A 13262-nucleotide genomic window follows, 5' to 3' on the forward strand; every position below is an offset into this window, starting at 1 on the left:
CGAAAGGCCGCTTCCTTGAGCTTTCTTATTGCGCAATCGCTGATCAACGGCATCATCCTGGGTACGCTTTACCTGATGATGGCCATCGGCTTCACACTGGTCTTCGGGGTGATGCGGGTCGTGAACTTCGCCCATGGCGAATTCTACATGATCGGCGCCTTCATGGCGTTGATCGGAGTAACCTGGCTCGGTCTGCCCTATGCCGTGACCCTCGCCCTGACGGTCGGGTTGGCCGTTCTGCTAGGCGCGCTCACCGAGCGGTTGGTGTTCCGACCGTTCCGCTCCGACGAATTGTCGGGCATGATCGCCTCGCTCGGGCTTGCGATGATCCTTCAGAACGGCGCATTGCTGTTCTTTGGTCCAGACCCGCAGGCCTTTCCGTCGATGGTGTCGGGCGTGTTCCGCTGGGGCGCGCTGATTGTTCCGAAATCGCGCGCGCTGACCCTTGGCGTCGGCGTGGTGATCCTGATCGGCTTCTATTTCCTGCTGATGCATACAAGGTTTGGCCGCGGTCTAAGGGCATTGGTCCAGGACCAGCAGGTGGCGACGCTTTACGGTGTGCGGCTGGAGCTCATGTATCCGCTCGGCCTCGGTCTCGGCGTGGCGCTTGCCGCCGTTGCCGGCGGGCTGATGGCGCCGCTTTTCGGCGTGTCGCCCTTCATCGGCGCAACGCCGCTGCTGAAGGCCTTTATCGTCGTCATTCTCGGCGGCCTCGGCTCGATCCCGGGCGCGGCCCTTGCCGCCATCCTGCTGGGCCTGATCGAAAGCTTCGTCAGTTCCTTCATCAGCGCGTCCGCCGCCGACATCGTGACATTCGCGCTTGTGGTCGGCGTCCTGCTGCTGCGTCCGTCAGGCATTCTCGGGCGGGGTGAGGCATGATGGATATCGCCACCTCCAAACCGCAAAGCACAGGGCACGCGAATGGCATTGCCTTTGCCGTTGCCGTGATCGCGCTGGCGTCGATCCCGTGGTTCACGGGCAGCGTCTTCCACTTTCATATCGCCATCATGATCTGTCTCGGCGCCATGGCGGCGGCGGGCCTGGGGACGATCGCCTGGGTCGGGCAGCTTTCGCTTGCGCATGGCGCTTTCGTCGGCATCGGCGCCTATACTTGCGTGCTGATGGTCATGCGCCTTGGCGTGCCCTTCGTGGTCGGCCTGCCGCTTGCGGCGCTGGTCACCGGCGCAATCGCCTATGTCATCGGCACCCCGCTGCTGCGTCTGCGCGGCGTCTATTTCGTGCTGATCACTTTTGCTCTGAATGAACTTTTCCGCCTGGTGATGCTGGAATTCCCGTCGGTTTCGGGCGGCTCGAGTGGCATTGCCGCCATTCCGAAGATATCGCTCTTCGGTCTGGTCCTGCGCGATCAGCAGTCCGTCTATGTCTTCGCGCTCGCCATGCTGGCGCTGGTGATGGCGCTTTTGTGGAGCATCAGGCGCGGGCCGCTTGGACGTCGCTTCGCCGCCGTCGAGGAAAATCTCGAACTTGCGGAAGCTTCCGGCATTCCAACCGCGCGCACCCAGAATACCGCCTTCGTCATCGGCAGCGCGATTGCCGGCTTCACCGGCGCGATCATGGCGCATTATATCGGCTTCATTTCGCCCGAAAGCTTCGGCTTTCAGCTCTCGGTCTCCTACGTGATCATTCTGGTGACCGGCGGACGGCTGGCGCTGGCCGGCCCGCTTGTCGGCGCGATCTTCCTTACGCCCTTGCCGGAATTTCTGCGCAGCGCCCAGGAATACCAGCACATCATCTATGGCGTCGTCCTGATCGTCGTGCTGCGCTTCCTCCCGGAAGGGCTGGCAGGCCTGCCCAAGAGGCTTGCCGGAAAGGGGAGGGAACAGTCATGACTCCGATCCTGAAACTTGAAAACCTCTCCAAGCGCTTCGGCGGCCTGGCCGCGCTGACCGACGTCAATTTCGAGGCGGCGAAAGGCGAGATCACCGGACTGATCGGCCCCAATGGCGCGGGCAAGACAACCTGCTTCAACCTGATCACCGGCACGTTTCCCGCCACCTCCGGCGCGGTGCTGTTCGAGGGCAAGAATGTCACCGGCCTGGCACCGCACAAGCTGGTCGAACTGGGTCTGGCGCGAACATTCCAGTCGGCCACCACCTTTCCGAAGGCAACGGTGCGCGAGAACATTCTTAGAAGCGCCCTGCTTCGCTATCCGCTCGGCGTCGTGCCGATGCTGTTTGGCGGCGCGCCGGCGCGGCGTGCGCTGGAGTCCGCCGAGGCGGTCGTAACAGACGTCATGGACGCGCTCGAACTCAGCCCGCATGCCGATCGCATTGCCGGCACGCTCGCCTACGGCCATCAGAAGCGGCTCGGCGTTGCGATCGGGCTTGCAACCCGCCCGGCGCTGCTGCTGCTGGATGAGCCCGCAGCCGGCCTCAACCCCGAGGAGGTTGACCGTTTCGGCGGCATGCTCGGCACGCTCACCGAGCGCTTCGGGGTCTCGGTTCTGATCGTGGAACATCACATGCGTCTGATCATGCGGGTCTGCAACCATATCGTCGTGCTCGACCACGGCGAGAAGATTGCGGAGGGCGCGCCGAACGCGGTGCAGAATGATCCGCGCGTTATCGAAGCATATCTGGGGGCTGAAGATCATGTCGGGTGAGCTCTCCATCAAGGGCCTCAATGTCAGCTACGGACCGGTCGAGGCCCTGCACGACGTCAGCTTCGATGTGCCCGGCGGGCAGATCGCAGCACTTGTCGGTTCCAATGGCGCCGGCAAGAGCACGGTGTTGAAATCGATCTGTGGTCTGGTGACGCCAACGGACGGAACCATCAGCGTTGGCGGCGAGACCGTCGGCCCGCGTCCCGGTGACGCGCTCAAGCGCGGCGTTGCCATGTCGCCCGAGGGGCGTCGGCTGTTTGCGCGCCTGAGCGTGGAGGAAAACCTGCAGATGGGCGCCTACACCATCTCCGACGCCAAGGCGAGCCGCGAGATGCTGGAGCGTGTCTATGGCTATTTCCCCCGGCTTCGCGAGCGTCATCGCCAGATGGCGGGTTCGCTTTCGGGCGGGGAACAGCAGATGGCGGCGATCGGCCGGGCGCTGATGGCGCAGCCCAAATTGCTGCTGCTCGATGAGCCCTCGCTCGGCATCGCGCCGATCATCGTGGCCGAACTCGGCAAGATCATCACCGAAATCAACCGCGATCTCGGCATGACTGTGCTGCTGGTCGAACAAAACGCCAATATGGCGCTGTCGCTCGCAGAAACCGGAATTGTTCTGGAAACCGGTCAAGTGACCATGACCGGAACCGGGCGCGAACTGCTCGACAGTCCTGCCATCCGCTCTGCCTATCTTGGTATCTGAGAAAGGGAATACCTCATGCCGCTGCTGGACACCCCGGCCCGCCTGCCGATCACCGACAAAATCGAACCCTTGCTGATTGGCGGCAAAGCCGTGATGGGGGACGGGCCCGTGCTGGACGTGATCAACCCGGCCGATGGCAGTGTCATTGGACGCGTTGCGACCTCGACGCCCGCACAGGTGCGCCAGACGGTTGCGGATGCGGAAGATGCGCTCCGCGCCACCGGCTGGGGCGGGCAGATGCCGCATGAACGCGCGCGGATCCTGTCGCGCGCGGCGGATGAGATCGAACGTCAGGCCGATCATCTGGCAGAGTTGCAGATGATGGAAAACGGAAAGACCCGCAGCGAAAGCCGGGGGCAGGCGATGATGGCGGCAGGCATCTTCCGCTATTTCGCGGCCGTCTGCGAATGCAGCGAAGACACGATGCCGCCGGCAAGGGGCGACTACTTCACGATGACGGTGCAGGAGCCGGTCGGCGTGGTCGCGGCCCTGACGCCCTGGAACTCGCCGCTGACCATGGGCGCGCAGAAGATCGCGCCCGCGCTTGCGGCCGGCAATGCCGTGGTGCTGAAGGCGGCCGAGACGACCTCCTTCGTGTCGCTGGGGCTTGGCCAGTGCGTGATCGCCGCCGGGCTTCCCGACGGGCTTTTGTCGGTGATCGCCGGCAAGGTGGAAACCGCCGTCGCGCTTGTCGAGGATCCCGGCATCGGGCTGATCTCGTTTACCGGCGGCACGTCCACGGGACAGAGCATTGCCCGCGGCGCGGCCGACCGCCTCGTGCCGCTGATCCTGGAGCTTGGCGGAAAATCGCCGCATATCGTTTTTGCTGATTCCGATCTGAAGGCCGCCGCCAAGTCCGTCGCATCGGGCATTTTCGGTGGAACCGGACAATCCTGTGTGGCGGGGTCGCGGCTGTTTGTGGAAGGTAGCGTGGCGGAAGAGTTCAAACAGCTTCTGATCGCCGAAGCCAGGGTGATGCGCGTGGGGCGTCCATCCGACCCCGACAGCGTTCTCGGTCCGCTCGCCTCGTTTTCGCATCGCGAACGGGTGGAAAGCTTTGTCAGGCGCGGGGTCGAGGCTGGCGGCGAAATCCTTCTCGGCGGCGCCCGTCCGGAAGGTGAAGCCTTTGAAAGCGGGGCCTATTACCTGCCGACGATCATTGGCGGCATCGACAACAGCGCGGCCATCGCGCAGGAGGAAATCTTCGGTCCGGTGCTCTGCTTCATGACCTTCGAGGATGAGGCAGACCTGATCGCTGCCGCCAATGACAGCGTCTACGGGCTGGCGGCCGGCATCTGGACCGGCGACTACAAGCGCGCCTGGCGCGTGGCGCGTGCGCTTGAAGCGGGAACCGTCTGGATCAATACCTACAAGCAGCTTTCCGTCGCGGCACCCTTCGGCGGCTACAAGCTGTCGGGGCTCGGACGCGAGAAGGGCCTTCAGGGCATGCGCGCCTATCAGCAGAGCAAAAGCCTTTACTGGGCAGCCTGAGACCAATGCAAAATCGGGCGGTCAAGCTGATCCGCCCGATCCGGCATGTTGCGTTTTGACCGCCGCAGGCTGATCGGTCGCCGGGCTACGTTTCGCAGAAGTTCTCTTTTATGAAGGAAAGTGACCGCCAAGCGCTTCGGAGATTTCCCGGGCGGCGTCCAGCATCTGCGGACGCATGCGGGCGATATCGTCCTCCTGAAACCGCTCCTTCGGCCCTGAAAACGAGAGCGCCCCGATCATGCGGTTCGAACCGGTGAACACCGGCGCGGCGATACCGGCACAGAGCTTGTCGCGCTCGCCCAGCGATACGGCGAAGCATTCCGCGCGCACCTTGTCCATTTCAGCGCCCGGCTCGGGCGGATCACCGAAGGCGCGCAGGACCTTGCCGGCCGCGCCGCGGGTGATGGGAAGGCGATCGCCGGTATTGACCCTATCGAGCGTGGAGTGGTTTGAGTTGAGCCTGAACAGACAAAGACGCTCCTCGGCTGTCTGGCGCACGTGAAACGACGGGCTCTCAGTGCCCATGGCGACAAGCCGCTCGAACACCGGCAGTATTTGATGGCGCAAGGGATTGGTCTGCTCATAGGCGATGCCGAGCTGCATGATCGTCGGGCCGAGGGCATATTTGGAATCGTCCACCCGCACGACATAGCCGGCGTCCTGCAGGGATTCGAGAAGGCGAAGGATGGTGCTCTTGTAAAGCCCGGTCGCCCGCGAAATCTCGGAAAGGTTTCGCGGCATCGTGCTTGCTTCCAGCGCCGCCACGATCTTCAGAGCACGGTCTACGGCGGCAACGCCGCGCGAGGTTTTTTCCTGTTCTCCGTCAGCGTCGCTATGCGTTTCCAACGATACCTCTATTTCATGCACCCAATCAGATAAGTCGCCCGTTCCGGCAACCGGAGCAAACGTTCTATATTCCTAATCTAATCAATCGGGGGAAATATTAAAAGCGGATATTTATCTCTAACGCTCATACAGGACTTGTGAAGCATGGACTGGAGTAGAGTCTATTTACCAGCGGTGAAGCCCAAGCGCTGATCCGAAAGCGGTGTCGCGAGACCGAACTCGGTCCTGATCATATCCCGGTCGGGACCGACCGCGCCCCTCATGGCGGACGTCTGCGTCTGCAGGTTGTTTTCTTCGAAGACGACACCCCACTGTTCTCGTCTGCACCGTGGATCTGGAAAACGCTCTTCGCTAGGTCGATACCAACTATGGAAAGCTCTGACATGGTTCGCTTCTTTGCTCTGGACGATGACATCCAAACTATGCCGGAATATGCTGGCGGAAGCAGGAGCCATTCACACCATCAATCGAGCAGGCGTTCTCGAAACTGAAAGCACTCCTGCGAAAGGCCGCCGAGCGCACCGTCTCTGGCCTATGGGACAGGATCGGAAAACTCATTGAACTCGTCGAGCCTCAAGAAGCTCTAAACTTCTTCACTCTTGCGGATACGATCCAACATGAAGGGGAACCGCTCTAAAGTGGCAGGTGTGCTCTATCTGGGTCGAGCTGACGCCGCGGTTGACATCGCTTCACGGCTCGCGCTTCTCCTCGCTGTCGCCCCTTGTTCCTCCGATGTTCGGCCTTGTAGCTGGGTTCACAGATAAACGCCTTTCCCGAGCGTTTATGAAATAGCGTGACCTCGCCACGGACTGCCACGCACACCAGAAATGGTTACCCGTGCCGGAGGTTGCACTCTACTATACGAACGTGCAATAAGGGCGAAATCATCTCCAGAAGAGGACAGAAGATGACCGGATCTTCGCCAGTCCATGGCGTGTATCTCAGCCCCATGCTCGATCTTGAAGGCCTCTATGGCAATGCCATCACGTCCGCCGGACAGGACGTCGTGCTGCGCCGCCCAGAACAGGTTTCGGACCCGGACCGGGTCAGGTTCGCCGTCTGCTGGCTGCCGACGGCCGAGAGTTTCAAGACCTATCCCAACCTTGAACTGGCCATGTCGATCGGAGCAGGCGTCAACGATCTGCTCGATAACCCGGGGCTTGGACCGGAGATCGCCATTGCGCGGGTGCGCGATCCGCACTAGGCGGCGTTGATGGCGGGCTATGCCGCCCATGAGGTGCTGCATGTCTCGCGCGGATTCTCCGAACTAGCAGGCGCGGCCACAAAGGCCCGTTGGGCGCCGCTGCCGATGCGACCGCCGCAAGATACGATCGTTGCGGTGCTGGGCAATGGCACGATGGGCGCCGCCGTCGTCGGCGCGCTGGGCATGCTGGGCTTCAGCCTGCGGGTTGCCTGCCGCACCGCGCCAGCCGAGCCGATCGACGGTGTCCGGTATTGCAGCGGTCCCGATGGCGTGATCGAGGCGGCGACGGGCGCCCATTTCGTCATCAATGCCCTGCCGCTCACGCCGGCCACCGAGAACGTGCTGAACGAGCGTCTGTTTGCCGCCATGGCGGAGGCTAGCTGGCTGATCCAGATCGGCCGCGGCGAGCATCTGGTCGAGGCGGATCTCGTGCGGGCGCTGGATGCGGGGCAGCTTGCCGGCGCCACGCTCGATGTCTTCCGAGAGGAGCCGCTGCCCGAAAATCACCCGTTCTGGCAGGATTCGCGCCTGCGGATCACGCCTCATATCGCCAGCGATTCGATGCCAGAGGTGGTTGGCGAGCAGATCCTGACCACCGTCCGCGAACTGCGCGACGGCATCCCCCTCAGCCTCGGCGTCGAGCGCGCGCGGGGCTACTGACACGATGAAGGAGCGCGCAATGACTGAAGCAGTTCACCCGGCCCCTGCGAGTATGAGCGCGGCCGAATGGCAGGCGCGCTGCGAGCTTGCGGCCTGCTACCGGCTGGCTTGGCACTACCGCTTCACCGACCTGATCTACACCCATATCACCGCCCGCGTTCCGGGCGAGGAAGGCCATTTCCTGATCAATCCCTATGGCCTGGCCTGGGAGGAGATCACCGCAACATCGCTGGTCAAGATCGATGTCGACGGCAACAAGGTTGGCGACAATCCCCACCCGGTGAACCCGGCGGGTTTCACCATTCATTCGGCGATCCACCGCGCCAGCCACGATGCCGCCTGGATCATGCACACCCACACCCGGGCGGGTGTGGCGGTGTCGACGCTGGAGGAGGGGCTGTTGTCGCTCAACCAGATCGCGTTGCAGTTCCACAATCGGATTTCCTACCATGATTACGAGGGCATCGCGCTCGACCTTGACGAACGCGACCGCCTGGTGGCGAGCCTCGGCGACAATCCCGTGCTGGTGCTGCGCAATCACGGCCTGCTGACGACCGGACCCACGGCCGCCTCGATGTTCAATACGATGTTCTACATGGAGCGGGCCTGCGCGATCCAGGTCGCCACCCTCTCCATGGGGCAGCCACTCCGCGCCGTGCCCGCCGATATAGCCGCCCATGTGGCGAAACAGTATGAAAGCTCGATGGGCGACGAGGACGACGTGGCCCTCGAATGGGCCGCGCATCTGCGCCTGCTGGAGCGGATCGCTCCGGACTACCGGGACTGAGCGGCGCTCAACCGGACGGTTGAAAGAGGGGCCGGAGCGTCAAACGCCGGCCCCTCTTCGTTCAGGCCGTTGCGGCCTCGGTCCTTGCGCTGCAGAGCCGGGACGCCAGCGCCGCGATGCGGCGCACGGCCTCGGCCAGTTCATCGTCCGGCAGCGTCAGGCCGAGACGGATCAGGTGTCCGGCCTCGGCGCCGAAGCTTTCGCCGGGCATCACCGCCACCGCTTCTTCTTCCAGCAGGCGCCAGGCGAAGGCTTCGCCGCCAAGGCCGGCCTGTGAGACATCGACCATCATGAACATGCCGCCCTGCGGGGCGAAGGACGACAGCCCTTCGGCGACGTCGAAGGCGGCCTGGCAGGCGCGCGCACGACGAGAGAGCGCCTCGCGCTGGCGCGCGGCGGTGTCATAGTCGTTGGTCAGCGCCGCTTCGGTCATGTCCGCGATGAAGGGCTGGTTGCCGAACAGCATTGTTTCCGAGATCGGCAGGACAAGACGCATCGCCTCGACCGGACCCACGGCCCAGCCGCTGCGGAAGCCCGTGGCGGCGTGGCTTTTCGAGATCGAGGAGACGACGATGGTGCGCTCGCGCAGCGCCGCAAATTCCAGCGGCGAGCAGAACTCGCCCTCAAAGATCAGGGATTCATAGACCTCGTCGCAGACGATCCAGAGATCCTTCTCGATCGCGATCTCGCCGATGGCTTCCATGGTATCGCGATCGATGACCGATCCGCTGGGATTGTGTGGCGTGTTCAGCAGCAGCACGCGGCTTTGCGGCGTTATCGCCTCCCGCAGATCCTCGGGCTGCGGCACGAAACCGTGTTCCATCTTCAGCGGCACGGGTTGCACGCTGGCCCCGGTCGCCTCGACCACGCCGTCATAGGTGGCGTAATAGGGATCGCCGATCAGCACGCCGTCGCCGTCTTCGACCAGCGCCAGCATCACGGCGAAGAGCGCGGTCTGGGTGCCGGGAAAGCACAGGATGTTCTCCGGGCCGATGCCGGGCAGGCGCGGGGCATAGGTGGCCGCCAGCGCGCTGACCAGACCGGGCTCGCCGCGGCCGTTGGAATAGCGGGTGCGGCCCTTACGCATCGATTGCGCGCAGATCTCGACAAGGTCCGGATCGGTCGGAATGTCGGGCTCGCCGATGGTCAGCATGATGATTGCCTCGCCGCGCGCATTGCGGTCGCGGGCGGCGTTGTGAACGGCCCATTTATCGCCGCCCAGATCCCTGAGCCTGCGGGTGATTGATGCGTAGTGCATGTATTTTCCTTGTTGTCAGGGCGCGACGGCGCGCACCAGTGTCTCGTCGGGCAGGCGCAGAATGCCTTCGGCGGCGGCGAGCGCTATGCCAGGCAGGCGCGCGGGATCGTAAAGCCCGTGCCCGAGAGAGCCTTCCAGCCAGAGGCCGTCGATCAGCCCGTTGAGCGCGATGGCATGGCTGTGGCAGGCCGCCGGATCGGCGGGCAGCCCGTGCTGCACCAGGACCGGGTGGACCAGTTCCTCCAGCAGGTCGAGGAACTCGCGGTAGCTCTCCCGGTGGATATCGGCGTAGCGTTGCCCGGAGCGGACGCGCCCGATGAATGTCGCCCACAGCGAAACCTTGCGCGCGGAGAGGTTCGGTTGCCTGACATTGGCCGCGATGAAGTGCGCCAGCGCTTGCGCCGGACCTTCCGAGGCCGCATGGGCGGAATCCGCCGCAGCCCCGGTGAGGTTGCCCATCAGGTAGGCATAGGCCTCATGGACCATTTCGTCCTTTGACGCATAATAGTGCCGGATCAGCCCCGGCGAAACGCCGGCGCGCTCCGCTATCCTGCGAACGCTGGCGCCACCCATGCCGTCCTCCGCCAGGCAATCCAGCGTCGCCTCGAGCAATGCGCTGCGCCGGGCGTCTACCCCCAAACGTTGGTAGCTTCGCCGTGTCACCCTGATGTCCTCCTGCTGGCTTTCAATGCCTTTGCGAAAGCCTTCCGATTCTCGCGGCAGCAGCCAAGTCATTCTTTTATTCATTTTTGAGCGCGCGCCGCCCCTGCGGAATACCGCTTCCGGGAGCCGCCAGCCGCTAATTTTCCGTCGTTACTATACATTCGTACAACATTGCGGTAAATAGCATTCCGCAACCCAACAGAAAATACCCAAGGTCCGCCGATCGGCCGGACGGCCCGGCCATGCCGAAATCCCTCCGCGTGGCGATTGCCGCCCGAGTAGCGGCTTGAGGTATAGGGCGAGACATGATGTGTGCCAATTCGGCCACAGGCTGGGAAAATTCTCGTGCCCTCTTCCTTATTAGGATACTAGATTACCTTAACGTCATATATCTTTCCAATTGGGATGAGGAGCGTGAGACGCTCCGGTTTTGCGTGAGGAGGAGCAAGCGATGAACAAACCCAGCCGAATACATCTTCTAATGCTCAGCGCGGCAACGCTATTGTGCGCGGGAACGGCGTCTGCCGGCTCGTTCGCGTTGCGCGAGCAGAGCGCGGTCGGTCAGGGCCAGGCCTTTGCGGGCGCGGCGGCAGGACAGGCCGGCCTCGGCTCGATGTACTGGAACCCGGCAACGATGGCCGCCTTCGAAGGCTTTCAGGTCGAAGTCGACCTTTCAGGCATTTTCCCCTATTCCGACATAACCCCGACAAGCGGGACCGCGCCGGCGCTTCTGCTCTTGGGCGGCACCGGTTCGACCGGCGATATGGCACTCGATGCGGCGCTTCCGGCCGGCTATGTGAGCTATCAGGTCAGCGACGATGTCTGGCTGGGCCTGGGCCTCAACACGCCCTTCGGCCTCGAGACGAAGAACCCGTTCAACTATTCCGGACAGATCTACGCCCGCACCTCGGAAGTTCTCAGCTATGACATCAACCCGACCATTGCCTGGCAAGTCAATGACTGGCTGGCGATCGGCGGCGGCATCGAGGCGATGTATTTCAAGACCCGGCTGACGCAGGCGATGAGCCCGTTCCCGGGCGCGCCTTCCGCCGAACTTGAGGGCGATTCCTGGGGCGTCGGCTTCACGCTCGGCTTCACGCTGACCCCGATGGACGGCACCGTGATCGGCGTCGGCTACCGCTCGCAGATCAAGCAGAACCTTGAGGGCCACCTCGATCTCGGCGCCATGATGGGACCGCTTCCGCCCGGCTCCTATCCGGTGAAGTCCGACCTCACCCTGCCCGATCAGATAACCGTCGGCCTCAGCCAGGCGCTTACCGATCAGCTGACCCTGAATGCCGGCTTCGAGTGGACCCACTGGAGCGTCTTCGACAATTTCCCGGTCTACGGCACGTCCGGTTTCACCAATGGCATGCAGCTTACCGATCTGCCCTTCGAATATGATGACGGCTACTACCTTTCCGTCGGCCTCGAATATGCCATGAACGAACGGTTCACGGTTCGCGGCGGCGTCGGCTATGAATGGTCGCCAATCTCGACCACCAACCGCGACCTGCGCCTGCCCGACAGCGATCGCGTCCATGCCTCGCTCGGCGGCACCTACAGCTGGAACGACAAGCTGTCGCTCGACTTCGCCTATGAGCACATCTTCACCACCGGCGACACCGACATCAAGATCGACGCCAACAATCCGCATTACGCGGGTCTCGCCTTCTTCGGCGATGTCGATGCCCATGTCGATATCGTGTCGGCCAGCCTGCGCTATCGCTTCTGAGGCTTACAGCAATTCCAGGTGAAGTGGATACCGGTTCACCGTCCGGAATTGCGTAAAAACAAAGAGATAGAGCCTTTCCGCGTTTCCGTGAAATGCGGAAAGGCTCTGGCGCCGCTCCCGGCCAAAACCGGGAGCGGCAAGGCCTTTGGCGGTTCTTGAGGAGGAACCGCTGCGCCGGCCGATGGTTCGGAAACACGAAACGGGAGGAGTTTCATGATCAGAAGAGTTTTCGGCGCTGCACTCGCTGCAGGTCTGATGACGGCCTCAATGGCCGCTGCCGCGTCGCCGGACGGCAAATGGCTGACCGAAAGCGGCAAGACCCAGGTTCAGATCGCGCCTTGCGGCAGCAATTACTGCGGCACCATTGTCTGGCAGAAAACGCCCTCGAACGACGTCAAGAACCCCGACGCCGCAAAGCGCAGCCGCCCGCTCGTCGGGACTGAGATGCTCTCAGACCTCTCGGCCGATGGCGACAATGCCTGGAAAGGCAAGCTCTACAATTTCGAGAACGGCAAGACCTATACCGGCAAGATGGAGCTGACAGACGCCAACACGCTGAAGCTTTCCGGCTGCATCATGGGCGGCGTGATCTGCAAGAGCCAGACCTGGCGCCGGACGAAGTAGGACATATCAAAAACGCGCGACCGACCGCCGAAAGGCAGGCCGGTCGCGCAAGATTGAGGCAGCGCCCGGAACAGGCGCTGCCTTCAGTTTGTTGCCAACCCATCCTATTTACGGACGTCATCCTCGGGCTTGTCCCGAGGATCTAACCACCGTTCCCCACGAGCGGCGTTGGCGGACCGTAATAGATTGTTTTGAGTTGATATTTCGTCCGAGACGCCTGTCGTTTTGATACGTGCTTAGACCCTCGGGACAAGCCCGAGGGTGACGAAGGAGAGCGGGGCGAACTTTGTCAGCAGCCTGTAAGCAGCGCCCGGAACAGGCGCTGCCTGTCGTGTTTCAGGTGGACTTAGGAGGCCTCCTCAAGAAGCCCCGCGAGTTTCAGCGCCACGCCCTGGGAACCGCGCACCTTCAGGCGGCCGGTCGAAAAGGCCAGCATCGGGTTCAGCTTTCCCTTGATCAGCTTTTCGAGATTGTCGGAAGTGAGGATGAGCACGGTGTCGGCCTCGGCCTCGCCGCTCTCATCCTCTTCAATCTCGACATCGCCGTCTGTTGCATCAAGCAAAATCGACCCGGCATCCTTCATGTCGAAGCGGACCCGGTAGCCCAGCTCCTCAAGCGCATCGTACTTTGCTTCCATTGCCGCAATCAACGCGCTGATCTCAGCCATT

14 protein-coding genes and 1 pseudogene are annotated in these 13262 nt (G+C 62.7%); 11 read left to right on the plus strand and 4 right to left on the minus strand.

What is annotated here, in order from left to right; translation table 11 throughout:
* The first annotated feature begins 15 nt into the window (after positions 1-15).
* Genes Mame_RS23105 through Mame_RS23125 form a run of 5 tightly spaced genes read left to right on the plus strand, consistent with a single transcriptional unit; the run spans position 16 to position 4817 of the window.
* Positions 16-879: a branched-chain amino acid ABC transporter permease gene (locus Mame_RS23105; RefSeq protein WP_018063917.1), complete on the plus strand. Its 864-nt coding sequence runs from the start codon at positions 16-18 to the stop codon at positions 877-879.
* Positions 876-1850, plus strand: coding sequence for a branched-chain amino acid ABC transporter permease (locus Mame_RS23110; protein ID WP_210162233.1), 975 nt, complete (start codon positions 876-878; stop codon positions 1848-1850). The genes Mame_RS23105 and Mame_RS23110 overlap by 4 nt, the downstream gene beginning before the upstream one ends.
* Entirely contained in the window at positions 1847-2623 is a 777-nt protein-coding gene (locus Mame_RS23115; protein WP_018063919.1) for an ABC transporter ATP-binding protein, read from the plus strand. The genes Mame_RS23110 and Mame_RS23115 overlap by 4 nt, the downstream gene beginning before the upstream one ends.
* The gene (locus tag Mame_RS23120; RefSeq protein WP_018063920.1) at positions 2613-3326 is read left to right on the plus strand and encodes an ABC transporter ATP-binding protein; all 714 of its coding nucleotides are present in this window, start codon (positions 2613-2615) and stop codon (positions 3324-3326) included. The genes Mame_RS23115 and Mame_RS23120 overlap by 11 nt, the downstream gene beginning before the upstream one ends.
* 15 nt (positions 3327-3341) lie before the next feature.
* Positions 3342-4817 carry an aldehyde dehydrogenase family protein gene (locus Mame_RS23125; RefSeq protein ID WP_018063921.1) on the plus strand — a complete coding sequence of 492 codons (1476 nt, stop codon included), beginning with the start codon at positions 3342-3344 and terminating at the stop codon, positions 4815-4817.
* A gap of 108 nt (positions 4818-4925) precedes the next feature.
* Here the strand turns inward: Mame_RS23125 and Mame_RS23130 are convergent, their stop codons facing one another.
* The gene (locus Mame_RS23130) at positions 4926-5663 is read right to left on the minus strand and encodes an IclR family transcriptional regulator (protein ID WP_018063922.1); all 738 of its coding nucleotides are present in this window, start codon (positions 5661-5663) and stop codon (positions 4926-4928) included.
* Positions 5664-6129: 466 nt separating this feature from the next.
* On the opposite strand from Mame_RS23130, the pseudogene Mame_RS27415 reads away from it, so the two are divergent.
* The 4 genes and pseudogenes from Mame_RS27415 to Mame_RS23145 all read left to right on the plus strand — a co-directional run.
* A pseudogene (locus tag Mame_RS27415) lies at positions 6130-6284 on the plus strand (IS630 family transposase); the annotation flags it as partial.
* 286 nt (positions 6285-6570) lie between these two features.
* Entirely contained in the window at positions 6571-6867 is a 297-nt protein-coding gene (locus tag Mame_RS27420; protein WP_210162234.1) for a Rossmann-fold NAD(P)-binding domain-containing protein, read from the plus strand.
* Positions 6868-6876: 9 nt separating this feature from the next.
* Positions 6877-7527: an NAD(P)-dependent oxidoreductase gene (locus Mame_RS23140; RefSeq protein ID WP_018063925.1), complete on the plus strand. Its 651-nt coding sequence runs from the start codon at positions 6877-6879 to the stop codon at positions 7525-7527.
* A 52-nt stretch (positions 7528-7579) separates the two neighbouring features.
* The gene (locus Mame_RS23145) at positions 7580-8314 is read left to right on the plus strand and encodes a class II aldolase/adducin family protein (RefSeq protein ID WP_018063926.1); all 735 of its coding nucleotides are present in this window, start codon (positions 7580-7582) and stop codon (positions 8312-8314) included.
* A gap of 61 nt (positions 8315-8375) precedes the next feature.
* Here the strand turns inward: Mame_RS23145 and Mame_RS23150 are convergent, their stop codons facing one another.
* On the minus strand, positions 8376-9572 hold the full coding sequence (locus Mame_RS23150; RefSeq protein ID WP_018063927.1) for a pyridoxal phosphate-dependent aminotransferase: 1197 nt from the start codon (positions 9570-9572) through the stop codon (positions 8376-8378).
* Positions 9573-9587: 15 nt separating this feature from the next.
* Complete coding sequence (locus tag Mame_RS23155; protein ID WP_018063928.1) at positions 9588-10307, minus strand: TetR family transcriptional regulator C-terminal domain-containing protein; 720 nt, start codon at positions 10305-10307, stop codon at positions 9588-9590.
* A gap of 379 nt (positions 10308-10686) precedes the next feature.
* On the opposite strand from Mame_RS23155, the gene Mame_RS23160 reads away from it, so the two are divergent.
* Both Mame_RS23160 and Mame_RS23165 read left to right on the plus strand, forming a co-directional pair.
* On the plus strand, positions 10687-11970 hold the full coding sequence (locus Mame_RS23160) for an OmpP1/FadL family transporter (RefSeq protein WP_033409750.1): 1284 nt from the start codon (positions 10687-10689) through the stop codon (positions 11968-11970).
* A 213-nt stretch (positions 11971-12183) separates the two neighbouring features.
* Entirely contained in the window at positions 12184-12594 is a 411-nt protein-coding gene (locus Mame_RS23165; RefSeq protein WP_018063930.1) for a DUF2147 domain-containing protein, read from the plus strand.
* Positions 12595-12940: 346 nt separating this feature from the next.
* On the opposite strand, the gene Mame_RS23170 is transcribed toward Mame_RS23165, so the two are convergent.
* Positions 12941-13261 (minus strand): SCP2 sterol-binding domain-containing protein, encoded by a 321-nt coding sequence (locus tag Mame_RS23170; protein ID WP_018063931.1) that lies wholly within the window; start codon positions 13259-13261, stop codon positions 12941-12943.
* Position 13262: the final 1 nt, after the last annotated feature.

Source organism: Martelella mediterranea DSM 17316, assembly GCF_002043005.1.
In the GTDB taxonomy this organism is placed as follows: Bacteria; Pseudomonadota; Alphaproteobacteria; order Rhizobiales; family Rhizobiaceae; genus Martelella; species Martelella mediterranea.

What these genes read in the sequence shown, in the direction of transcription:
- Mame_RS23110 (WP_210162233.1), top strand. Translation starts at nt 876, where the DNA reads ATGATGGATATCGCCACCTCCAAACCGCAAAGCACAGGGCACGCGAAT.
- Mame_RS23115 (WP_018063919.1), top strand. Translation starts at nt 1,847, where the DNA reads ATGACTCCGATCCTGAAACTTGAAAACCTCTCCAAGCGCTTCGGCGGC.
- Mame_RS23120 (WP_018063920.1), top strand. Translation starts at nt 2,613, where the DNA reads ATGTCGGGTGAGCTCTCCATCAAGGGCCTCAATGTCAGCTACGGACCG.
- Mame_RS23125 (WP_018063921.1), top strand. Translation starts at nt 3,342, where the DNA reads ATGCCGCTGCTGGACACCCCGGCCCGCCTGCCGATCACCGACAAAATC.
- Mame_RS27420 (WP_210162234.1), top strand. Translation starts at nt 6,571, where the DNA reads ATGACCGGATCTTCGCCAGTCCATGGCGTGTATCTCAGCCCCATGCTC.
- Mame_RS23140 (WP_018063925.1), top strand. Translation starts at nt 6,877, where the DNA reads ATGGCGGGCTATGCCGCCCATGAGGTGCTGCATGTCTCGCGCGGATTC.
- Mame_RS23145 (WP_018063926.1), top strand. Translation starts at nt 7,580, where the DNA reads ATGAGCGCGGCCGAATGGCAGGCGCGCTGCGAGCTTGCGGCCTGCTAC.
- Mame_RS23150 (WP_018063927.1), bottom strand. Translation starts at nt 9,572, where the DNA reads ATGCACTACGCATCAATCACCCGCAGGCTCAGGGATCTGGGCGGCGAT.
- Mame_RS23155 (WP_018063928.1), bottom strand. Translation starts at nt 10,307, where the DNA reads ATGACTTGGCTGCTGCCGCGAGAATCGGAAGGCTTTCGCAAAGGCATT.
- Mame_RS23160 (WP_033409750.1), top strand. Translation starts at nt 10,687, where the DNA reads ATGAACAAACCCAGCCGAATACATCTTCTAATGCTCAGCGCGGCAACG.
- Mame_RS23165 (WP_018063930.1), top strand. Translation starts at nt 12,184, where the DNA reads ATGATCAGAAGAGTTTTCGGCGCTGCACTCGCTGCAGGTCTGATGACG.
- Mame_RS23170 (WP_018063931.1), bottom strand. Translation starts at nt 13,261, where the DNA reads ATGGCTGAGATCAGCGCGTTGATTGCGGCAATGGAAGCAAAGTACGAT.